This window comes from Halarcobacter mediterraneus (assembly GCF_004116625.1).
Taxonomy (GTDB): Bacteria; Campylobacterota; Campylobacteria; order Campylobacterales; family Arcobacteraceae; genus Halarcobacter; species Halarcobacter mediterraneus.
In genome coordinates, this window is sequence record NZ_NXIE01000001.1 from 464,699 (window position 1) to 486,181 (window position 21,483).

At 27.1% G+C, this 21,483-nt stretch carries 22 protein-coding genes; 7 read left to right on the forward strand and 15 right to left on the reverse strand.

Translation table 11 applies throughout. The annotated features are described in order from the left end of the window. Positions 1 to 5: 5 nt before the first annotated feature. The 7 genes from glyS to ribA form a co-directional block, all read right to left on the reverse strand. Complete coding sequence (glyS, locus tag CP965_RS02435; protein WP_129060437.1) at positions 6 to 2,018, reverse strand: glycine--tRNA ligase subunit beta; 2,013 nt, start codon at positions 2,016 to 2,018, stop codon at positions 6 to 8. Between the two features lie 138 nt (positions 2,019 to 2,156). After that, the gene (locus CP965_RS02440) at positions 2,157 to 3,719 is read right to left on the reverse strand and encodes a BCCT family transporter (RefSeq protein ID WP_129060439.1); all 1,563 of its coding nucleotides are present in this window, start codon (positions 3,717 to 3,719) and stop codon (positions 2,157 to 2,159) included. 86 nt (positions 3,720 to 3,805) lie between these two features. After that, positions 3,806 to 3,940, reverse strand: coding sequence for a hypothetical protein (locus tag CP965_RS14405; RefSeq protein WP_267285273.1), 135 nt, complete (start codon positions 3,938 to 3,940; stop codon positions 3,806 to 3,808). Positions 3,941 to 3,944: 4 nt separating this feature from the next. Next, positions 3,945 to 4,322: a hypothetical protein gene (locus CP965_RS02445; protein WP_129060441.1), complete on the reverse strand. Its 378-nt coding sequence runs from the start codon at positions 4,320 to 4,322 to the stop codon at positions 3,945 to 3,947. An 8-nt stretch (positions 4,323 to 4,330) separates the two neighbouring features. Next, entirely contained in the window at positions 4,331 to 4,552 is a 222-nt protein-coding gene (locus tag CP965_RS02450) for a PP0621 family protein (protein ID WP_129060442.1), read from the reverse strand. Next, complete coding sequence (rsmG, locus tag CP965_RS02455) at positions 4,549 to 5,130, reverse strand: 16S rRNA (guanine(527)-N(7))-methyltransferase RsmG (RefSeq protein WP_129060443.1); 582 nt, start codon at positions 5,128 to 5,130, stop codon at positions 4,549 to 4,551. The genes CP965_RS02450 and rsmG overlap by 4 nt, the downstream gene beginning before the upstream one ends. Further along, positions 5,130 to 5,705: a GTP cyclohydrolase II gene (gene ribA, locus CP965_RS02460; RefSeq protein WP_129060445.1), complete on the reverse strand. Its 576-nt coding sequence runs from the start codon at positions 5,703 to 5,705 to the stop codon at positions 5,130 to 5,132. The genes rsmG and ribA overlap by 1 nt, the downstream gene beginning before the upstream one ends. Before the next feature lie 60 nt (positions 5,706 to 5,765). Here ribA and hemB point away from each other — a divergent pair, with 60 nt between their 5' ends. The 3 genes from hemB to CP965_RS02475 are packed head-to-tail and all read left to right on the forward strand — an operon-like array spanning position 5,766 to position 8,623. Further along, positions 5,766 to 6,737 (forward strand): porphobilinogen synthase, encoded by a 972-nt coding sequence (gene hemB / locus CP965_RS02465; protein ID WP_129060447.1) that lies wholly within the window; start codon positions 5,766 to 5,768, stop codon positions 6,735 to 6,737. Positions 6,738 to 6,742: 5 nt separating this feature from the next. After that, entirely contained in the window at positions 6,743 to 7,939 is a 1,197-nt protein-coding gene (locus CP965_RS02470) for a PAS domain-containing sensor histidine kinase (RefSeq protein ID WP_129060448.1), read from the forward strand. Continuing rightward, positions 7,940 to 8,623, forward strand: coding sequence for a response regulator transcription factor (locus tag CP965_RS02475; protein WP_206732234.1), 684 nt, complete (start codon positions 7,940 to 7,942; stop codon positions 8,621 to 8,623). On the opposite strand, the gene CP965_RS02480 is transcribed toward CP965_RS02475, so the two are convergent. From CP965_RS02480 to CP965_RS02490, 3 genes are read right to left on the reverse strand one after another with little or no spacing between them, the layout of a single operon-like run. Next, entirely contained in the window at positions 8,600 to 9,271 is a 672-nt protein-coding gene (locus CP965_RS02480) for an anaerobic ribonucleoside-triphosphate reductase activating protein (RefSeq protein ID WP_129060449.1), read from the reverse strand. The two genes, CP965_RS02475 and CP965_RS02480, sit on opposite strands and share 24 nt — an antisense overlap. Then, positions 9,252 to 9,410: an anaerobic ribonucleoside-triphosphate reductase gene (nrdD, locus tag CP965_RS14410; protein ID WP_129060451.1), complete on the reverse strand. Its 159-nt coding sequence runs from the start codon at positions 9,408 to 9,410 to the stop codon at positions 9,252 to 9,254. Before nrdD ends, CP965_RS02480 begins: the two co-directional genes overlap by 20 nt. Beyond that, a complete protein-coding gene (locus CP965_RS02490; protein ID WP_129060452.1) occupies positions 9,391 to 11,502 on the reverse strand; it encodes a ribonucleoside triphosphate reductase in 2,112 nt (703 codons plus the stop codon). The genes nrdD and CP965_RS02490 overlap by 20 nt, the downstream gene beginning before the upstream one ends. Positions 11,503 to 11,700: 198 nt before the next feature. Here CP965_RS02490 and argF point away from each other — a divergent pair, with 198 nt between their 5' ends. The 4 genes from argF to lgt all read left to right on the forward strand — a co-directional run bounded on the left by argF (position 11,701) and on the right by lgt (position 16,234). After that, positions 11,701 to 12,633, forward strand: coding sequence for an ornithine carbamoyltransferase (gene argF / locus CP965_RS02495; protein ID WP_129060454.1), 933 nt, complete (start codon positions 11,701 to 11,703; stop codon positions 12,631 to 12,633). Continuing rightward, entirely contained in the window at positions 12,633 to 14,000 is a 1,368-nt protein-coding gene (gene hemN / locus CP965_RS02500) for an oxygen-independent coproporphyrinogen III oxidase (RefSeq protein ID WP_129060456.1), read from the forward strand. Before argF ends, hemN begins: the two co-directional genes overlap by 1 nt. Before the next feature lie 114 nt (positions 14,001 to 14,114). Then, entirely contained in the window at positions 14,115 to 15,404 is a 1,290-nt protein-coding gene (locus CP965_RS02505; protein ID WP_129060457.1) for a (Fe-S)-binding protein, read from the forward strand. An 8-nt stretch (positions 15,405 to 15,412) separates the two neighbouring features. Then, positions 15,413 to 16,234, forward strand: coding sequence for a prolipoprotein diacylglyceryl transferase (gene lgt / locus CP965_RS02510; protein WP_129060459.1), 822 nt, complete (start codon positions 15,413 to 15,415; stop codon positions 16,232 to 16,234). Here lgt and CP965_RS02515 read toward each other — a convergent pair. The 5 genes from CP965_RS02515 to polA all read right to left on the reverse strand — a co-directional run bounded on the left by CP965_RS02515 (position 16,227) and on the right by polA (position 21,461). After that, the gene (locus tag CP965_RS02515) at positions 16,227 to 17,510 is read right to left on the reverse strand and encodes a hybrid sensor histidine kinase/response regulator (RefSeq protein WP_129060461.1); all 1,284 of its coding nucleotides are present in this window, start codon (positions 17,508 to 17,510) and stop codon (positions 16,227 to 16,229) included. The two genes, lgt and CP965_RS02515, sit on opposite strands and share 8 nt — an antisense overlap. Continuing rightward, positions 17,488 to 17,748, reverse strand: a complete 261-nt coding sequence (locus CP965_RS02520) for a DUF2116 family Zn-ribbon domain-containing protein (protein WP_129060462.1) — start codon at positions 17,746 to 17,748, stop codon at positions 17,488 to 17,490. Before CP965_RS02520 ends, CP965_RS02515 begins: the two co-directional genes overlap by 23 nt. Next, the gene (locus tag CP965_RS02525; protein ID WP_129060463.1) at positions 17,748 to 17,945 is read right to left on the reverse strand and encodes a hypothetical protein; all 198 of its coding nucleotides are present in this window, start codon (positions 17,943 to 17,945) and stop codon (positions 17,748 to 17,750) included. The genes CP965_RS02520 and CP965_RS02525 overlap by 1 nt, the downstream gene beginning before the upstream one ends. Positions 17,946 to 17,960: 15 nt before the next feature. After that, positions 17,961 to 18,656: a response regulator gene (locus CP965_RS02530; protein ID WP_129060465.1), complete on the reverse strand. Its 696-nt coding sequence runs from the start codon at positions 18,654 to 18,656 to the stop codon at positions 17,961 to 17,963. Between the two features lie 102 nt (positions 18,657 to 18,758). Then, on the reverse strand, positions 18,759 to 21,461 hold the full coding sequence (gene polA / locus CP965_RS02535) for a DNA polymerase I (RefSeq protein ID WP_129060466.1): 2,703 nt from the start codon (positions 21,459 to 21,461) through the stop codon (positions 18,759 to 18,761). Between the last annotated feature and the right edge of the window lie 22 nt (positions 21,462 to 21,483).

The window sequence follows — 21,483 nt, forward strand, 5'->3', positions numbered from 1 at the left end:
TTAACTTATATTGTAATTTCTTTAATATCTGCAATTTCTTTAAATGTTTGATATATTTTACCAATAATATTTTTTCTATTTGCTTTAATACTATCATTTTCATGATTAACAAAAACATTATCAAAGAAATTATCAAGTTGTGGTTTTAAAGCAAATAAAGCATCTAACTCTTCTTCATAGTTAGAGTATTCTTTAGAAGTAACACTAGTAAATACTTCATATAACTCTATTTCTTCTTTGTCTTCTAGAAGCTCTGGTTTTACTTCTAGTTCTGAATTAATATCTAAATCTTTAATAATATTTGCAACCCTTTTAAATGTTGCAGAATACTCTTTAAAGTTGTCACTTAAAACAATTGGATTTAAAGCACAAAGTTTTTGAGAGATTTCATAAATATTACTTTCATTTGAACCAAGAACTGCTTTTAAAACAGATGGGTTTACATCAAAAATTTTAAATAGTCTCTCATTGAAAAACTCTACAAGTTTTGCTTTCTGTAAACCTTTATAGTTTAAGCTTAATGTATCAATAATCTCTTCTAAATCAATTGGTAATTTATGTTCAATTGCAATCTTTACAATACCAGCTGAAGCACGTCTAAGTCCAAATGGATCTTTTGAACCTGAAGGAATCTTTCCAACAGAAAATAGTCCCATTAAGTTATCAAGTTTATATGAAAGTGCAATAATAGAAGAGAATACAGTTGATGGCAACTCAGAATCTTCACCATCTGGTAAATATTGCTCTTTTAGTGCCGTATAAACTTCTTCTTTTTCTCCAGCAATTTTTGCATAGTAGTATCCCATAAGTCCTTGAAGTTCTGTAAACTCAAATACCATTTCAGACATTAAATCAGCTTTTGAAAGCATTACTGCTTTTTGTACTAATTCTTTATCTTCACCAAGTTTTTCTGCTAAGAATGTAGCTATTTTAGCTTCTCTTTCGCATTTTTCATACATAGAACCTAAACCTTCTACAAAAGTTAACTTTTTAAGCCCCTCATTTGAAAGTCCATTTGCAATATCATTTTTCCAGAAGAACATACCATCTGCAAGTCTAGGTCTAAGTACTTTCTCATTTCCAGCAATAATATAAGAGAAATCTTCAGTTTTAGAGTTTGATACAACGATAAAGTTATTTGTTAGTTCTCCATCTTTATAAACAGCAAAATATCTTTGATGCTCTTTCATTGAAGTTACAATAACCTCTTGGGGTAACTCTAAAAACTCTTCATCAAATTTACCAATTAAAGCAGTTGGATATTCAGTAATTGCAACAACTTCTTCTAATAACTCTTCATCAATATCAATTTTTACACCATTTGAAGCTTCAATCTCTTTCATTTGCCCTAAGATTCTTTTTCTTCTTTCATCTGGGTAAAGAATAACACCATTCTTATCTAGTTTGCAGAAATAATCACCTGCAAAATCATAAGTGAAAGGCTCATATGAAACCATTCTATGAGCATATGAAAAATTAGAAGATTTTACACCAAAAAGTTCTGCTTCCACTACTTCTTCACCTAATAAAATAGCTAAAGATCTAATTGGTCTAATAAAACTGTCAGTTCTACTTGCCCATCTCATTGATTTTCCAAAATCTAAGCTTGAGATAAACTCATTTACCATATCATTTAATAAATTCTTTGCTTCAATACCTGAAACTTCTTTTTTATAGTATAGAACTTCACCTTTACCTTGATCTTTTCTTTCAAGTTCCTCAACACTTACACCACATTTTTTTGCAAAACCAAGTGCAGCAGGAGTTGGTTCTGCATCTTTAAATGCAATTTTTACAGGAGCTCCAAACATTTCTTCAACTGAATCTTCTTGTTTAACTTGAAATTCTCTATGCCATAATACTAATCTTCTTGGTGTATAAAAAAAATCAAAATCACATAATAATCTATTTTCTTCCAATATTTTTGCCCATTTTTTTTCAATATTTGGTAGTTCTTTTAAAAATGGAATAGCTGGTAATTCTTCTACACCAATCTCTATTAATAATGGTTTATTCATTTATATTATCCTTAGTATTAACTCTATGAAGTATTTTATTATTTATCTTAAGAAGTAATTATTTTATCTAATGAAGGCTTATTTTTTGGTTAGTATTTAATAAAAAGATTTAGGCTTAACCTAAATCTTTTTATACTTTTAAGTATAAAGTTTTTTTTCAGTATTTAATCCCTTATATAAACTAATACACATTAGTATTAATATGATTGTAAAAGGTAATCCTGTTGAAATAGCTCCTGCTTGTAAAGCATCTAAGGCTTCTTTCCCTCCAATATAAAGTAAAGAACCAGCGATTAAACCTTCCATTGTTGCCCAAAAAATCCTCTGAGGAATTGGGGCATCAACTTTACCCCCAGAAGTAATTGAATCTATCACCAATGACCCTGAGTCAGAAGATGTAATAAAAAATACTAAAACTAAGATCACTGCTAAAAAAGAAGTAATTGCACTTAAAGGTAAATTTTCTAACATTTGATACATTGCTAAAGGAACTTTTGTAATACCATCACTTAAAGCACCTATATTATTCATTGTTTGATCTAATGCCGATCCACCAAAAGTAGACATCCATACTATAGTTACTAAGGTAGGAATAACTAAAACAGCAATTAAAAATTCTCTTACTGTTCTTCCTTTTGATACTCTTGCAATAAACATACCAACAAATGGAGACCAAGAAATCCACCAAGCCCAGTAAAATACTGTCCAACCATGAAACCATGTAGAATCTTCTCTATCAATCCAAGTACTTAAAGGAATAATATTTGTAATATAACTATTTGCTGTAGAAAAAACCCCTGAAAAAATATCAAGAGTAGAACCTGCAAAAAATACAAAAGATAAAAGTACTATTGCAATTAACATATTTATATTACTTAATAATTTAACTCCACCATCAATCCCTCTAATAACTGAGATAATTGCAACTGAGGTAACAAAAATTATAATTCCAATTTGTGTATTTATTCCTGCTTCAATATTAAAAAGATAACTTAATCCTGAACTAGCTTGTTGAGCTCCTAATCCTAAAGATGTAGCTAAACCAAAGATTGTGGCAAATACAGCTAGTAAATCAATTAAATGCCCAGGCCAACCCCAAATTTTTTCACCTAATAAAGGATAAAAAGCTGATCTTACAGTAAGAGGTAGACCTTTATTATATGTAAAGAAAGCTAACGATAATCCTACTACAGCATATATTGCCCAAGGATGAACACCCCAATGGTACATTGTAGCACCCATTGCTAAATCTGCTGCTTCAGCAGTATTTGCTTCGACACCTAAAGGTGTTTTATACCAGCCAGTATAATAAGCAACTGGCTCAGCAACACTCCAGAACATCAGTCCTATACCCATACCTGCTGCAAATAACATTGCAAACCATGATAATCTAGAGTACTCTGGTTTAGTATATTTACCACCTAATCTAATCTTACCTAAGGGAGAAAATATTAATGCGATACAAAATAATACAAAAATATTACCACCTAGCATAAATAACCAATCAAAATTATTTATTGACCATGTTTTCATTCCACCTAAAATCTCTTTAGACCCAATGGGGAAAACTATTGTAACAATTACAAATGACAAAATTATTAATGCACTAATAATAAATACAGGATTATGTATATCCATTCCAAAGGCTTTGAGGTTATCCTGTCCCACCTCATAATCGGTATCATATTCAATTCTTCTCATAAAACTCCTTTATACAAATTGTATAATAGAGTACAGAAATAAGCTTAATTAACAATTAATTAGAAACTTTTATGTAATTTTAATGATTATTTAGTATCTTTTTTGGAAGAATCAATTTTGTCTTTATATTTATCAATTTGCTGTTTATTAAAACCTTTTATAAACATAAAAACAAAAAAGACAAATAAAGCAAGAACTATAAAGTCTAAGATTTCTTTCATTTTTTTATTCTCCTATTAATAAAGAAGAGTATATAACTCCATCAATTTCATTTAAAGCAATTTTTTCTATTTCAGTATTATCATCAATTATTGCAAGAACTCTTGAGTCAAAAATATAATTGTCTGCAAGCTTTTGTATTGTTTTAGCAAGTTTCTTTTCACAAATAATATATTTAGAATTAAGGGCATTACAATAAATAGCTTCTTTTATTGAGTTAACTATAACAGCAAAATTCAAACTATTTTTACTACAATAAAGTAATAAATTTTCATCATAACTAAAAATTATTGTTGAATTTGCTAAGGTATGTTCAATATCTGCAATAGAATCAACAAAACTTAGTTCTTCATAGGGAATAATTTTATCACCAATTAAAATCAAAGAATCTCCTATTTATTTATTAAACATTCTTTTGAACAGTAAAACTGTCCATTACTTAAGATTGCTTCTTTTTTTGAAACAAATGTCCCACAAGTAGGACATTCAACCATTATGTCTTCTATTTTTTCATCTTTTTTATTCGTTTTTACTTCTTTTTCCCTATCTTTTTTAAATAAGACAATATAAATAAGAAAAAGTACAATTGCTGCTACTAGAAATTTTAAAATCATAAATTACCTTTTAAATAAAGATAGTTTCTATCTTTTCTTTTTTTTATAATACAATCTTCTAGTTTTGCATCTTCTACTTCTGTCTCAAGTAATGAGCCTTTGTAAAAAAGAAAAGATGTATTTTCTTTGGAAATATTTGTAGTTAAATCTAATAATAATTTTGTATTTGTAACAGCCCTTGAAGTAATAAGGTCAACTTTAATATTAGATACTTCTTCTACTCTTTTAGAAATTATTTCTATATTATTTAAAGCTAAAGTATTTTTAACAAAATTTAAAAAAGCAACCCTTTTTTGACGAGGTTCTATTAAATATGCTTTTTTATCTGCTCTTGCCATAGCTAAGATAAGTCCAGGATAACCTGCTCCTGTACCAATATCAGCAAAACTATTGTATTCATTAATAAATTCTAAAGGAGTAATTGAATCAATAATATTTTCTTCAATATCAATTTGTGTTAATTTTCCAGTTAAATTATGAACTTTACCCCACTTTTGTAAAAGTGAGATAAAAGTTTCACATCTAGAAAAAAATTCTTTATCTAAATTTAATTTATCAATATCAATTTTATTAAGCATTAGAACATATGTCCCATTTGCTCTTTTTTTGTATTAATATAATTCTTATTATGGTTATTAGCTTTTGTAATAGCTGGAATTCTTTCAACTATTTCAATACCTAAAGACTCTACGTATTTTATTTTTTCAGGATTATTTGTAATTAGTTTGATTTTATTAAGATTTAAATCTTTAAAAACCTCTTCAACTACACTATAATCTCTATCGTCTTCACCAAATCCAAGCTCTAAGTTAGCTTCAATTGTGTTTCTACCTTGGTCTTGTAAAGCATAGGCATTAACTTTATTTAGTAAACCTATGTTTCGTCCTTCTTGTCTGTGATAAATTACTAAACCACCCTCTTTTGAAATAAACTTTAAAGCTAAGTCAAGTTGATTTTGACAATCACACTTTAAGCTTCCTAGAGTATCCCCTGTTAAACATTCTGAATGAACTCTTACATAAGGAGCCTCGATATCTTCGAAGTTTTTACTCATAATAGCTAAGTGTTCTTGATTATCTTGTTTATAAGCTCTAATTTTAAATTTTCCATATTTTGTAGGTAGGTTAGCAATAGTTGATTTTTCTATATTCATATCTTTTTAAACCTTATATTGTTAAAATAAGCACGATTATAGCTAACAAAGGTAAATATAATGTTTAAAAGATTTAGAAGATTAAGAATTAATGAAACTCTAAGAAACTTAGTACAAGAAACTACTTTAACAACAAATGATTTTATATATCCACTTTTTGTAAAAGAAGGAGAAAATATTAAAATAGAAGTTTCTTCAATGCCTGGTGTTTTTCAAATGAGTATTGATGAAATCCTTAAAGAGTGCGAATATCTTTATTCAATTGGATTAAAATCTATTATTTTATTTGGTATTCCTGATGTAAAAGACTCTGTAGGAAGTGAATGTCTATGTGAAGAAAGTATAATTGCAAGAACAATTAAAGCAATTAAAGCAAAATTTCCTGATATGTTTATTGTTACTGATTTATGTTTTTGTGAATATACAGACCATGGACACTGTGGAATTTTAGACCCAAGAACAGGTACTGTTGACAATGATAAAACTCTTGAGATATCAGCACAACAAGCAATAGTTCATGCAAAAGCTGGTGTTGATATGATTGCACCTAGTGGAATGATGGATGGAATTATAGAAACATTAAGAACTGCTCTTGATGAGAATGGATATGAAGACCTTCCAATTATGGCTTATTCTACAAAATTTGCAAGTGCTTATTATGGTCCTTTTAGAGATGTAGCAGAATCAAGTCCATCTTTTGGTGATAGAAGAACTTATCAAATGAACCCAGCTAATAGACTAGAAGCACTAGAAGAATCATTAGAAGATGAAAAACAAGGTGCTGATATTCTTATGGTTAAACCTGCATTATCTTTTATGGATGTAATTAGAGATGTTAGAAATAATACTAATCTTCCAGTTTGTGCTTATAATGTAAGTGGAGAATATGCAATGATTAAACATGCTGGAAATGCAGGTTTAATTGATTATGAAAAAGTTATGATGGAAACATTACTTAGTTTTAAAAGAGCAGGAGCAGATTTAATTATCACTTATCATGCAAAAGAGGCTTGTGAATTATTAAATAAATAATTATTATGAATCAAACTTACCAAGAAGCAATTGAAAATTCAAATATTGTATCAAGAACAGATACAAATGGAATAATAACTTTTGTAAATGATGAATTCTGTAAAATTTCAGGCTTTACAAAAGAAGAGCTTCTTGGAAAGAATCATAATATTGTACGTCATCCAGATGTTCCAAAAGAGAATTTTACTACTCTTTGGCAAACTATCTTAAATAAAAAACCTTATAAAACCACTGTAAAAAACTTATGCAAAGATGGTTCAACTATTTACTTAAATACTACTATTACTCCAATTTTAGATGAAAGTAATGATATTAAAGAGTTTATTGCTATAAGATATGATGTAACAGAAGAAGTAAATTTAAAAAAGAATTTAGAAATAAAAGATAAAGAATTAAAACTTCTAAATCAAACTTTAGAAGAAAAAGTACAAAAACAAACAGCACAGCTTTTAAAATTAAATCAAACCTTAGAACATCGAGTTCAAGAAGAAATTGCTAAAAATGAGGAAAAACAAAAACTTCTTTTTTGGCAATCAAAAATGGCAAGTTTAGGACAAATGATTGCAAATATTGCTCACCAGTGGAGACAACCTCTTACAGAACTTACCCTTACTTTATTTAATATGAAAAAAGAGACTTCAAAAAATAATATAAAAAAATCAAACTTGTATTATGATGAATCTCTTAAAATAATAAATAATATGTCAAAAACAATTGATGATTTTTCTAATTTTTTTAATCCTAATAAAGAAAAAGAGTTTTTCTTTTTAGAAAATGCTATTAATGAGGCTTTATTTATTACAAAAAAAATGCTTGAAAAAGAGAGTATCTCTATTTATTCTAATTTGGAAAATATAAAAGTATTTGGTATTTCAAATGAATTATCTCAAGTTATTATAAATCTATTACAAAATTCAAAAGAGGCTTTTTCAAATAAAAATAATAAAGAAGTTAAAATAGATATCTCCAAAAAAAACAAATTTGCAATAATTGAATATTCTGATAATGCTGGAGGAGTAAAAGAAGAACTTTTAGAAAAGATTTTTGAACCTTATTTTACTACAAAACATCAGTCAAATGGAACAGGTTTAGGTTTATTTATGTCTAAAATGATTTTAGAACAAAGTTTAAATGCTGAAATTATTGTAAAAAACTTTTGTGATGGACTTAAATTTGAGATTATAATTCCTATGGAGAAATAAATGAAATATGAAATATTAAAAGATTTAAAGATTCTATTTGTTGAAGATGAAAATAATATTTCTAAATTACTTAAAAATGCAGTTAGTGACTATTTTTATTCTTTTATTACAGCAAAAGATGGTAAAGAAGGAATTGAAAAATATAAAAATACAAGCCCTGATATAGTTATATCAGATATTATGATGCCAAATCTTGATGGATTAGAGATGACTAAAGTATTAAGAGAAATAGATGAGAGCTTACCTATTATTATATTAAGTGCTTTTTCAGATAAAGAAAAACTATTAAAAGCTATAGATTTAGGAATAAACAAATATTTTATAAAACCTTTTAATCCTGAAGAGTTATTAGAATACCTTTCTACTTTGGCTGAAAAACTAGATAAACAAAGAATACTTTGTATAAATAAACATTTTTCTTATGATAAAAACTCAAAGAACTTATATGAAAAAGATGAATTAATTAAATTATCAAAAAGAGAAAAAATGTTTCTTTCTTTACTTATAAAAAATAAAAAAACTTTTGTATCAAATGAATTAATGAAAAAAGAATTATGGGAAGAAGCTGAGGTTTCACCTGAAAGAATAAGAACTTTTATAAAGAGATTTAGACAAAAAACAAAAAAAGAGTTGATAAAAAATATTTCAGGACAAGGATATCTAATTTCTAAAGACGACATCTAAAGTTTTATGAAGTTTTGTAGTATCAAAATTTTTTTTGCTATCTTTTAAATTTGCAAAATTCTCAGTTTCTAAGAAATTTTGAATAAAAAAAGTTTTATTATAGCCTTCATCTTTTAATACTTTTTGCATAAAATTAATATCTTCTTCATTTAATAAGTCTTTATGAAGAGTTGTTCTTACCTCATATTCAATAGAAGAATTTATTAAATACTTTAAAGATTTTATAAATCTATCATAAAATTTACCTTTTGTTATAAACTCATATTTTTCTTGTGTTCCTTTAAAATCTAAAGATACAAAATCAAGAAATTTCTTTTTTAACAACTGTTTTAAAAGTTCTGGATTAGTACCATTCGTATCTAATTTTATTTTAAAACCTAGTTTTTTTATTTTTTTACAAATTTCTAATAAATCATGAAGAGAGGCTTCTCCTCCACTTAAAACAACAGAATCAAGAAGCCCTACTCTTTTCATAAGAAAATCCATTAAATCTTCAACTGTATATTGTCCATTTTGAGATGTCACAATATCATAATTATAACAATATTGACATCTCATATTACAATGAACAAACCACACTATACAAGATAAATGGTTTTCATAATCAACAGTTGTAAAAGGTGTTATATTATAGATAATCTTTTTCAAGAAATTTTACCCTTTGTCTATGCTCACCTTTTTTACCAATGTTAAAACTTTCTACTGGTCTATGATATCCCATTACTCTCGTATATACAATACACTTTGTTCTTTTTTCTTGTAACTTTTTAGGCTCTAAGCTTTTCATTATTTAATTCCTCCTCTAGAATTTCTTCATCACATTTTGGACAATATTCATATTCTCCACTAATATAACCATGTTTTGGACATATTGAAAAAACTGGTGTAATAGTGATATATGGTAAAGTAAAATTTGAAATAACATTTTTTACTAATTTTCGACAAACTTCTGCACTAGATAATTTTTCTCTCATATACAAATGAAGTACTGTTCCCCCTGTATATTTCCCTTGCAAATCATCTTGTAAAGTAAGTGCTTTAAATACATCATCCGTATAGTCAACTGGAAGTTGAGAAGAGTTTGTATAATAAATATTTTCTCCAAAACCTGCTTGTAAAATATCTTTATATCTCTTTTTATCTTCTTTTGCAAAACGATAAGTTGTTCCTTCTGCTGGTGTTGCTTCAAGATTATATAAATTTCCAGTTTCTTCTTGATAGGAAATCATTTTATTTCGCATAAATTCTAGAATCTCATTTGCAAAATTTATCCCAAAATTACTAGTTATATCAAACTCTTTTTCTGAAAAATTTATTATCATCTCATTTATGCCATTAACACCAATTGTTGAAAAATGATTATTAAAATTTGGAAGATATCTTTTTGTATAAGGGAATAGTCCTCTTTCATACATTTCATTTACAAAAACTCTTTTTTTCTCTAAAGTAGATTTAGCTAAATCCATTAAGTCTTCTAATCTTTCAAAAAGTTTTTCTTTATTTGCTTTATATAAAAAGCCTAGTCTAGCCATATTTATTGTCACAACACCTATACTTCCTGTCATTTCAGCACTTCCAAAAAGTCCACCACCTCTTTTTAAAAGTTCCCGTAAATCTAATTGTAATCTACAACACATTGATCTAACATGTCCTGGTTTATAAGCTTTTTCATTTGGAATCAAATTACCATTATCATCTTTTATATATTGACTTCCTATAAAATTTTGGAAATAAGAACTTCCTATCTTTGCAGTATTTTCAAAAAGTAAATCTGTATTTTCTCCATACCAATCAAAATCTTCAGTTAAATTTACAGTAGGAATAGGAAAAGTAAAAGGTTGCCCTGTTTTATCACCTTCTGTCATCACTTCATAATATGCTTTATTTATCATATTCATTTGTTTTTGAAAAGCTTTATATGTCATATTTGTAAGTTTTTCAAAACCTTTAGATTTAGCTATTTCTAAAAGTTCTTCATCTTCTAAGCCTTCAAATAAATGTTTCTGATTTTTAGTAGGTGTTTGATCTTTTAAATCACTAGGAACTGTCCAATCAATTGTAATATTGGTAAAAGGGCTTTGTCCCCAACGGGCAGGAACATTTAAATTATAAATAAAACTTCTAATACTTTTTTTTACCTCTTCAAAAGATAATTTATCTTTAAAAACATATGGAGCTAAATAAGTATCAAAAGAAGAAAAAGCTTGTGCTCCTGCCCATTCACTTTGTAAAATTCCTAAAAAATTTGCCATTTGTCCTAAAGCTTCTCTAAAATGATTTGGAGCATAACTTTCAACTCTTCCTCTTACTCCATTAAATCCTTCATCTAATAAAACTCTTAAACTCCAACCTGCACAATAACCACTTAAACAATCTAAATCATGTATATGATAGTCTGCATTTCTATGAGCATAACCTTCTTCTTTTGAGTAAACCTTATCTAACCAATAATTTGCAATAACTTTTCCTGCTGTATTATTTATTAATCCAGCATGAGAATAACCAGTATTTGAATTTGCATTAATTCTCCAATCACTTCCATTTATATATTCTTCGATTGTTTGAGTAGAGTTAATATAAGTAGTATCTTCATCTAATCCTAATACTTGTTCTCTTTGTAATTTATGTAAATGCCTATAAAGCATAAAAGATTTTAATTCATCAAAATATCTTGCTTTAAATAATTCATTTTCAATAATATCTTGAATATCTTCAACTGCAACAACTCTTTTTTCTTCAATTTTTTCTAAAACATTAAAATAGATGGAGTAATCAAAAACAGTATGAACACTTTTAAAAGCTTTTTTTATAGCATCTTTTATTTTATAAGAATGAAATGCTTCATTTTTACCATCTCTTTTTAATATACTTTCTACCATAATTTTTCCTTTATTCGTAGGTAGAAGTTTAGAGCTTTCGTACTTAAAAAATAATAATTAAAATTGTCACAAAAATGTCATTATATAGACTTTTAAAATAAAAATACTTTCTTATGATTTTAAGAAAAAACTCATCTAAGAAAAGAGTAACATAGTTTTAGGTAATATTTATTCTTTTTTCAAATATAAAGGTAGACTATGAGACACTTTTTAACTTTAAAAGATTATACTAAAGAAGAAATTTTAGAAATTTTAGAATTAGCTTCAAAAATCAAAAAAGAAACAAAGAATAGAGTTTTTAAAGACTATATGCCAAAGCATACTTTAGGAATGATTTTTGAAAAAAGCAGTACAAGAACAAGAGTTAGCTTCGAAACAGGAATATATCAACTTGGTGGAATAGGATTATTTCTTTCATCAAATGATATTCAACTTGGAAGAGGAGAACCTATGTCTGATACATCAAGAGTTGTATCAAGTATGGTAGATATGGTTATGATTAGAACTTTTGCCCAATCAAAAATTGAAGAGTTTGCAAAATACTCAAAAGTTCCAGTAATAAATGGATTAACTACAGAATATCATCCCGTTCAATTAATGGCTGATTACTTAACTATTCAAGAAGCAGGATTAGATAAAGATTTAATTGTTTCATATATTGGAGATGGGAATAATCTTGCACATTCATGGTTAATGTTAGCTTCAAAACTTGGATTTGAACTTAGAATTGCAACTCCAAAAGGTTATGAAGTAGATGAAAACATTTTAAATGATGCTTTAAAATTTGCAAAAGAGTCTGGAGCAAAAATCACTATAGGAAATGACCCTAAAGAAGCGTGTAAGAATGCAACAATTATTACAACAGATACATGGGTTTCTATGGGACAAGAAGATGAAAAAGAACAAAGAATTAAAGACTTTGATGGATATATAGTTGATAGTAAAATGATGGCACTAGGAGCAAACAATGTAAAATTTTTACATTGTTTACCTGCTTACAGAGGCTATGAAGTAAGTGAAGACATAATTGAGGGGTCTCAAAGTTTAGTTTTTGAAGAAGCAGAAAATAGACTACATGCACAAAAAGGTGTTATGGTTTGGCTTAACAATATAAATAAAAAAGATAAATAATGATTGATTTTAAAAAATTTGAAAAATATTCAAAACCAGGTCCAAGATATACTTCTTATCCTACTGCACCTGAATTTACAGAAAGTTTTTCGCAGGAAGATTTAATTAACTATTTTAAAAATCAAGATAGTAATAGAAATTTATCTTTATATGTGCATCTTCCTTTTTGTAGAAGTGCCTGTTATTTTTGTGGTTGTAATGTTATTTTTACATCAAAAGAAGAAAAAAAAGTTACTTATTTAGAATATTTAAAAAAAGAATTAAATATTTTAAAGCAACATTTAAATACCAATAGAAAAGTTACTCAAATGCATTTTGGAGGAGGAACACCAACATACTTTTCTCCCGAACAATTACAAGCAGTTATTTCAATGATAAAAGAAGTATTTCCAAACTTTAGTGAAGATGCTGAAATATCTTGTGAAGTAGACCCTCGATACTTTACAAAAGAGCATATGGATGTTCTTAAAGCAGGTGGATTTAATAGACTGAGCTTTGGAGTTCAAGATATAAATGAAGAGGTTCAAAAAACTATTCACAGAATTCAACCATATGAAACAACTTTAAATGTAATGAATATAGCAAGAGATGCTGGAATTAAATCTATCAATATTGATTTAATTTACGGGCTTCCTCACCAAAATAAAAAAACTTTTCATGAAACAATTGAACAAGTAATAAAACTAAATCCAGATAGATTAGCTGTATTTAACTATGCTCATGTTCCATGGCTTATGAAAACTATGAGAAAGTTTGACGAATCAACTTTTGCTCCACCATCAGAAAAGTTAGAGATTTTAAAAGATACTATTGAGTTCTTTACTACTAATGGTTATAAAATGGTTGGAATGGATCACTTTGCAAAACCTGAAGATGAGTTATTTAAAGCCATTGAAAAAGGTGAGCTTCATAGAAACTTCCAAGGTTATACAACTAAAGGTGGTGCTGATTTAATAGGAATTGGTGTTACTTCTATTGGAAATGGTGTTGATTATTATGCACAAAACTTCAAAGACTTAAAACAATATGAAGCTGCAATTGATAATGGCGATTTACCAATTTTCAAAGGTTATAAATTAAGTGATGATGATATATTAAGACAATATGTTATTATGGAACTTATGAGTAACTTCTCTTTAAATATAAAAAGAGTAGAAGAAAACTTTAATATAGCTTTTAATGAATACTTTGATGATGCATTAGAAGCTTTAAATGAATTTATAGAAGCTAAACTTGTAGAGATTACAGAAGAAAAAATACAAGTATCTCAAACAGGAACAATGCTTATTCGAAATATTTGTATGCCATTTGATGCATATTTAAATAAAATTCCCGAAGATAAAAGAAGATTTTCTAAGACAATTTAGTCTTAGAAAATTCATAAAAAACATTCACTAACTCTTAACACTTTTTATTGTATAATCCAAGAAAATTTACAAAAATTATTTTAAATTTTATTTAACTAAGGTTATAAAAAAACAATGGAAAAATTTGACTATACCACAATTTCAGATGACTGTGTAAAATGTGGTAAATGTAAACCTGTATGTACAATCTTTAATATAAACCAAGATGAAACAACAAGTCCAAGAGGCTTTATTGATTTACTTGGAGCATATAAAAGAGATGAATTAGAACTTGATAAAAATGCTAAAGATATTTTTGAATCATGTTTTTTATGTACAAACTGTGTAGAAGTTTGCCCTAATGATTTACCAACTGATATGATTATCGAACAAGTAAGAAGTGATATTGCCCAAAAATATGGTATTGCTTGGTATAAAAGATTATTCTTTTTCTTACTTAGACATAGAAAAACTATGGACTTTTTATCAAAACTTGGATGGATGTTCCAAACATGTGCATTAAAAGTAAATGAAAAAAAGAAATCTGCACTTCCTAGATTTTCTTTACCAATTGTAAAGAAAGATAGAGCTTTACCTTATGCTGATTCAAAATCATTTTTAAATAAATATCCTGAAAATATTTCATCAAATAAAAAAGAGATTATAGATTCTAAGAAAAACAAAGTTGCCATTTTTATTGGATGTATGAGTAATTATACTTATACAAAAACTGGGGACTCATTAGTAAAAATCCTAAAAAAACTTGAATTAGATATTTTTATTCCTAAAAAACAATTATGCTGTGGTGCTCCTGCATATTTTACTGGAGCATTTGATACAGTTGATTTCTTAGTAAAACATAATATTGAGTATTTTGAATCTTGGATTGATGATGTTGATGCAATTATTATACCTGAAGCTACATGTAGTGCCATGATAAACCAAGACTGGGAACACTATTTACATAACCAACCTGAATGGAAAGAAAGAGCAGCTAAAATCTCTAAAAAAGTATATATGGCTACAAAATGGCTTGAAAATAATACAGAACTAAAAGATATATTAGCTAAGTCTAATAAAAAAATGAATGAGTTAGTAACCTACCATGATCCATGTCATGCTAAAAAAATGCAAGGTGTTTGGCAAGAACCAAGAACCCTTTTACAACAAAACTACAATTTACAAGAAATGAGTGATTCAAATAGATGTTGTGGTTTTGGTGGAGTTACAATGCAAACAGAAAAATATGACTTTGCAAAAGCAGCAGGACTACCGAAAGCTGCAATGATAAAAGAAACAAAGGCTCAAATTGTAAGTGCTGAATGTTCTGCCTGTAGAATGCAAATCACGAACTCTTTACATCTAGCTGATGTTGATGTTCAATTTAAAAATCCAATTGAATTAATTGCAGAGGCTTTAGATTAGGAGAAACATTGGAATATTGGCAAAATATATACTCACAATTTAACCCTGTAGCTTTTAATTTAGGTTCAATTGCTGTACATTGGTATGGAATTATGTATGCATTGGCTTTATTATCTGCTATTTTTGTTGCAAAATGGCTAATAAAAAAAGATAAATTAGCTATTTCAAATGAACTATTTGATTCTTATATATGGTGGGTTGAAATAGGCGTAATTCTAGGTGCAAGATTAGGTTATGTAATTTTTTATGACCCAAATACAATTTACTACTTAACTCACCCTTGGCAAATTTTTAATCCTTTTGTAAATGGTGAATTTACAGGTATTTCAGGAATGAGTTATCACGGTGCTTTTATTGGTTTCTTAATTTCATCAATTCTATTTTGTAGAAAAAACAAAGTTTCTTTTTGGTTTTTAGCTGATATTGCAGTACTTGGTATAAGTGCAGGATATGTTTTTGGAAGAATCGGTAACTTTTTTAATCAAGAGTTAGTTGGGCGAGTTACAGATGTTCCTTGGGGTATTTATGTAAACGGAGTATTAAGACACCCTTCTCAGCTTTATGAAGCAATATTAGAAGGAATTTTAATTTTTGTTATTCTATATATAGTAAGAAATAAAAAAAGCTTTGATGGGCAACTAGCTATTATGTATGGAATACTTTACTCCGTAGCAAGAATTATTGCAGAAATATTTAGGCAGCCTGATATTCAATTAGGTTTTATATATAGTGATTGGTTAACAATGGGAATGTTAATTTCTGCAGTTTTTGCATTTTTTAGTACAGTAGTTTTATTAATAATAATTAATAAAAAAAGAAAGTTTATCTAACGGTAATCTTTCCATACTGTTTTTCATAAGCTTCAATCAAATCTTCCAAGTTTTCTATTTTTTTTCTATATTCATCTATATAACTTTGTAAAGTTTTTATTGCTTCTTGTGATTTTTCTAATTTTTCAGTAATTAAAATATTTTTCTTTTTAAAGCTTTCATACTTTTCTAAAGATATAATTGCATTTTTATGAACTTTTTCAATTCTTTCTTGATAGTTTGTCTGCATATTATCTATTCTATCAACAGCATTTTTAAGTTTTCTTTCTAAAGAAAGGATTCTTCCTTTTCCATCATTATTTTTTTCTCTTAATGACTTTATTTGTTCATTAAGACCTTGTATAAACTTTGCCATTTTTTCATCATTTGCCATTTTTGCTGCATGAACAGCATCATGAAATTCTTCTTGTAATTGTTTTTCATGTTTCACTTGCAAAGATTTTTGATTCATTATATATTTTTTCAGTTTATGTTTTTCCTGTTCCTGCTCTGTGATTAAAAATCTACTTGAAACATATTTTTCTATTTCACCATCAGCATTTAATATAGGAAACATTGTTGCTTGAACATAGTAAGTAGTACCATCTTTAGTTAAATTTTTAAGTTTACCTTTCCAAGTTTTTTTATTTTGAATAGTATTCCATAATTCCTCATAAATTTTCTCAGAAACATCTGGATGTCGTACAATATTATGATTTTGACCTATTAACTCTTCTTTAGTATACCCTGAAACTTCACAAAAAATATCATTTACATATGTAATGAAACCTTTTAAATCAGTTTCACTCACTAAATTTTCTTTATCTAAAATATCTTTATATACTAATAGTTCATTTTGTTGTTTTTCTACAAGTTTCTTATTTTCAACATCTTCAAGAGTTTTTCTCATAATATTTAGAGTCGTATTAAATTGAATAGGTTTTAGTATATAGTCAGTAATTTTCAACCTTATTGCTTTCATAAGCTCTGAATTATCTTTAAAAGTAGTAACAAGTAAAATTGGAATATTAATATCTATTTCTCTTATTTTAGAAATAAAATCTATACTTTTTTTATCTAGATTAACTAATATAATATCAATTTTAGATTTATTTTGAGAATATAATTTAATACTGTCTTCTAAATCATTAGAGCTAAGTACTTCATTAAAAGTATCATTAAAAAGAGATAAAGCATTTGTTTCAATAACTTTATCATCTTCTAAATATAATAAGGTTACTTGATTTAATATTGTTTCTTTAAAATTTATTTCATTAGTTTGATTCAACGTATCCATACTCTATTGCCAATTCTTCAATTTTTTTTTGCAATAGATCTATTCTCCAACCATGCCTATTCCCAAAATTTTCTATTTCAAGTTCTCTTTGTTCAGGAGTACAAAAAACAAATATTCTCTTTAAAAATGGTTTAGGTACTTGAATTGCTATTAACTGAAAATAGTTTTCCTTACAACTTCTTGAGCAAAAAGCCTTACTCATCGCAATTTTCTTACCACAATATGGACAATGTGACATTATTTCTTCCCCTCTTTCGGTATTAGTTTGTAAAATTTAGCATTAGAAATATCTTGTAAATATTTAGGTTCGACATCATGTAGTGCAACAATCTCTACTTCTTCTTCACCCATTATCCAACCATTACCAGAATCAATAATTTTTTCTTCTTCAAATAATTGTATCAATTCTTCTTTAGATAAAACTTGTTCTTCCATATTTTTCTACATTTTTTAATTTTCGTCTAGGGTATAACCCTTATTAGAATGATTTCTTATTATTTCATAATAAGTTTTTTGTCTAATTTTATTAACAATATTTCTCATTGTATAAATAGACATATTCTTACCTTTCCATACTACATTCTTTATAGTATCATAATCAACCAATTCTCCTCTTTTAGAAATAAGAAGTTTCATAAAACCTTTTTCTAATCGAGTAAAATCAATTAAAACACCACCTGCTTTAAAAAATTGGTCTCTATATTCATCAAAATAAATTCCATTTTGAAACTCTACTTTATCTCCTCTTTTAGTCTGATTTAAACACATAATAATAGATAATCTGATATCTTCAGCTCTTAAAGGTTTTGTTAAAAAAGTATAAGCACTATTATTAATAGCAACAACAATATTTTCATTAGTTGCATTTGAAGAAATAATTATTTTAGGGAGAGTTGGTGCAACTTGTGTTATTCTATTACAGGTAGCATCAAAATCTTTTGTATTTATATCTGTATCAATAATAATCATATCAAAACTATGTTCTTGAACTAAGTGAGTAGCTTGATTTAGATCATTCACCAATTTTAATTCTTTGAAATAATCATCAAATTTTGTTTCTATTGTATTCTTTACTTCTTCATCACTACTTACAACTAGTAATTTTGCGTTATATAATTTTCTAATATTTTTTAAAGTTTTAAGCATAATTCAACTCTTTATATACAGGTTTTTGTGTATTTTATCAAAATAATATCTAATTGTCAAAGAAAAATTATTATAAAATAAATTTATTTTATATTTTTTCCTTTATTTTAATTCCTGCCAGCTTGAACCTATTGAACTAGTCACTCTTAGAGGAATATTTAACTCATATATATTTTCCATAATATATACTAACTCATTAGTTATTTTTTCTACTTCTGACTCTTTTATTTCAAAAATTAATTCATCATGAATTTGTAAAAGCATTTTAATATTATTATTATCCTTAAATTTTTTATAAATTTCTAACATTGATAATTTTATTAAATCTGCTGCACTTCCTTGAAATAAAGTATTTACAGACTCTCTTAAATATGCTGCTCTCATCATTGCATTTGCTGAGTCAAAATCAAAAAGCCTTCTTCTTTTTAATAATGTTTCAACATATCCATTGTCTAAAGCACCCTCTTCTACTGATTTAAAATAATCTTTTACACTAACAAAAGCTTTAAAATATGACTCAATATATGTTTTTGCTTCTTTTGTAGATATCCCTAAAGTATCTGCAAGTTTTCTACTTCCCATTCCATAAAGTAATCCAAAGTTAATTGATTTTGCAATAGATCTTTTTTCTTTAGCTTCTTCTTCACCAAATATTTTAACAGCGGTTTGGTGATGAATATCTAAATCATTTTTAAAAGCTTCAACTAAAGCTTTATCTTTGCTAAAGTGAGCAAGAAGTCTTAGCTCTATTTGAGAATAATCAATTCCAACTAATTTGTATCCTTCTTTTGGTATAAAGATACTTCTAATTAAAGCTCCGGCTTCACTTCTAACTGGAATATTTTGTAAATTTGGACTTTTTGAACTTAATCTTCCTGTTGCTGTTCCTGTTTGCAGGAATGATGTATATATTCTATTTTTTTCATCTTTTAATGCTAATTCTAATAAAGGTTCTATATATGTTGATTGTAATTTAAAAGCTTCTCTATACTTCAATAATAAAGGTATTACTTCATGTTCATTATATAATTTTTGTAAAACAACTTCATTTGTACTATAACCACTTTTTGTTTTTTTAGAAGGTGGCAATTTTAAAGTTTCAAAAAGAACCTCTCCTAATTGTTTAGGAGAATTTATATTAAACTCAACACCTGCAGTTTCATAAATTTTTGTTTTTAACTCTTGTATATTTAAAATACTTTTACTTTTTAACTCTTCTAATTTTTTTATATCAATTTTAATTCCATTTTCTTCCATATTTGCAAGAACATAAATAAAATCAAACTCTATATCATGAGCTATTTGAATTAAATGTTCACTTTTGTTTTCTTTAAGCTCATCAAGTAGTTTAAAGTATATAGCTCTAGTAAAAAGTGCATCTTCTGCTGCATATTTACAAGCTTCATTTATTTCTACATTAGAAAAGTTTTCACCTTTTTTGACAATACTCTTAAAACTTATCATTTCATGTTCAAAATATTTTAAAGCTAAAGCATCAAGACCTACTTTAGAACTAGTATCTAAAAGCCAGGCAAGAATCATTGTATCTGCATATAACTTTAATTCAAAGTTTAATTCATTTTTTATTATTGAATAATCATATTTGAAATTTTGTAATACTAATTTTTTCTTATTCAAAATTTCAATGGCTTCTTTTGCTACTTTTTTTGAGACTTGAGAGGGAACACCTAAATAGTTATGACCCATAGGTATATAATAAGCTTTACCCTCTTCAAAACAAAATGAAAACCCAACTAAAGAAGCATTTTTTACATCTAAATCAGTTGTTTCTGTATCAAAAGCAACAATAGCAATATCAGGAATAGAAGAAACTACTTCTAAAAGTTTTTTCTCATCATTTAATAAAATATATTCTTTTTTTAGTTCTTGTTTTACTTCTACAGGTTTTTCTTCATACCCTTTTGGTATAGTTGTTTTATAACTTAATCCATCTTTTTCAACTTTTGATATAATTCTATTTAAATCATATTCCATTAAAGTATCTGCTATTTTTAAAATAGGGTTTTCAGTAGGTAAAATATATTTATCAATATCATCAATACTATGACACTCGGTGTAAAGAGTTACTAATTTTTTTGAAATATATGCTAATTCTTTACCTTCAGTTAAAAGGTTTTTCCATCTTGTTTTTTCTATATTTTCAAGATTTTCATAAATATTGTCTAAAGTTCCATACTCTTTTATCAGGGCTTCTGCTGTTTTAGCTCCAACTCCTTTTACACCAGGGACATTATCAGCACTATCTCCTAGTAAAGACTGATAATCAGTAAATTGTGCTGGTGTTACGCCATATTTATCAAAACACTTTTCTTCATTAACAACTGTTTTTTTAATAGGGTCAAAAAGATAAACATCATCACCAATTAATTGATATAAATCCTTGTCATGACTTACAACTCTAACTTCAAGATTCTTTTCTTTTGCATCTTTTGCAATTGAGGCTATTACATCATCTGCTTCATAACCATCTTCCATAGCTATTTGAAAGCCCATCTTTTCAATCCATTCAATTGCTATAGGTAACTGTTTTAATAAGTCTTCGGGAACATCTGGTCTATGAGATTTATACTCAGTATATATCTCTTTTCTAAAAGTATCACCCTTTGAGTCAAGGGCAAAAACTAAATAATCTGTTTGAAAGTCTTTTCCTATATTTGAAATAAAGTTCATAAATCCTGTTAATAGTCCTGTTGGAAAACCGTTTTTTGATTTTAAAGGTGGAAGTGCATAGTAACTTCTAAATAAAAATCCAAATGTATCAATTACTGTAATTGTTTTTTTCATAAAATATTTCTCTCAAAATTAT

Bases quoted from the DNA above. Each gene is read 5' to 3' on its own strand.
- ribA (WP_129060445.1), bottom strand. From the start codon at position 5,705: ATGAATATAGAAAAATCAACTATTGCTAACCTACCTACAAAATATGGA.
- argF (WP_129060454.1), top strand. From the start codon at position 11,701: ATGAGACACTTTTTAACTTTAAAAGATTATACTAAAGAAGAAATTTTA.
- hemB (WP_129060447.1), top strand. From the start codon at position 5,766: ATGTTTAAAAGATTTAGAAGATTAAGAATTAATGAAACTCTAAGAAAC.
- CP965_RS02475 (WP_206732234.1), top strand. From the start codon at position 7,940: ATGAAATATGAAATATTAAAAGATTTAAAGATTCTATTTGTTGAAGAT.
- rsmG (WP_129060443.1), bottom strand. From the start codon at position 5,130: ATGCTTAATAAAATTGATATTGATAAATTAAATTTAGATAAAGAATTT.
- CP965_RS02450 (WP_129060442.1), bottom strand. From the start codon at position 4,552: ATGATTTTAAAATTTCTAGTAGCAGCAATTGTACTTTTTCTTATTTAT.
- CP965_RS02440 (WP_129060439.1), bottom strand. From the start codon at position 3,719: ATGAGAAGAATTGAATATGATACCGATTATGAGGTGGGACAGGATAAC.
- hemN (WP_129060456.1), top strand. From the start codon at position 12,633: ATGATTGATTTTAAAAAATTTGAAAAATATTCAAAACCAGGTCCAAGA.
- CP965_RS02530 (WP_129060465.1), bottom strand. From the start codon at position 18,656: ATGCTTAAAACTTTAAAAAATATTAGAAAATTATATAACGCAAAATTA.
- CP965_RS14405 (WP_267285273.1), bottom strand. From the start codon at position 3,940: ATGAAAGAAATCTTAGACTTTATAGTTCTTGCTTTATTTGTCTTTTTT.
- nrdD (WP_129060451.1), bottom strand. From the start codon at position 9,410: ATGAAAAGCTTAGAGCCTAAAAAGTTACAAGAAAAAAGAACAAAGTGT.
- CP965_RS02470 (WP_129060448.1), top strand. From the start codon at position 6,743: ATGAATCAAACTTACCAAGAAGCAATTGAAAATTCAAATATTGTATCA.
- glyS (WP_129060437.1), bottom strand. From the start codon at position 2,018: ATGAATAAACCATTATTAATAGAGATTGGTGTAGAAGAATTACCAGCT.
- CP965_RS02520 (WP_129060462.1), bottom strand. From the start codon at position 17,748: ATGTCACATTGTCCATATTGTGGTAAGAAAATTGCGATGAGTAAGGCT.
- CP965_RS02505 (WP_129060457.1), top strand. From the start codon at position 14,115: ATGGAAAAATTTGACTATACCACAATTTCAGATGACTGTGTAAAATGT.
- polA (WP_129060466.1), bottom strand. From the start codon at position 21,461: ATGAAAAAAACAATTACAGTAATTGATACATTTGGATTTTTATTTAGA.
- CP965_RS02515 (WP_129060461.1), bottom strand. From the start codon at position 17,510: ATGGATACGTTGAATCAAACTAATGAAATAAATTTTAAAGAAACAATA.
- CP965_RS02490 (WP_129060452.1), bottom strand. From the start codon at position 11,502: ATGGTAGAAAGTATATTAAAAAGAGATGGTAAAAATGAAGCATTTCAT.
- CP965_RS02525 (WP_129060463.1), bottom strand. From the start codon at position 17,945: ATGGAAGAACAAGTTTTATCTAAAGAAGAATTGATACAATTATTTGAA.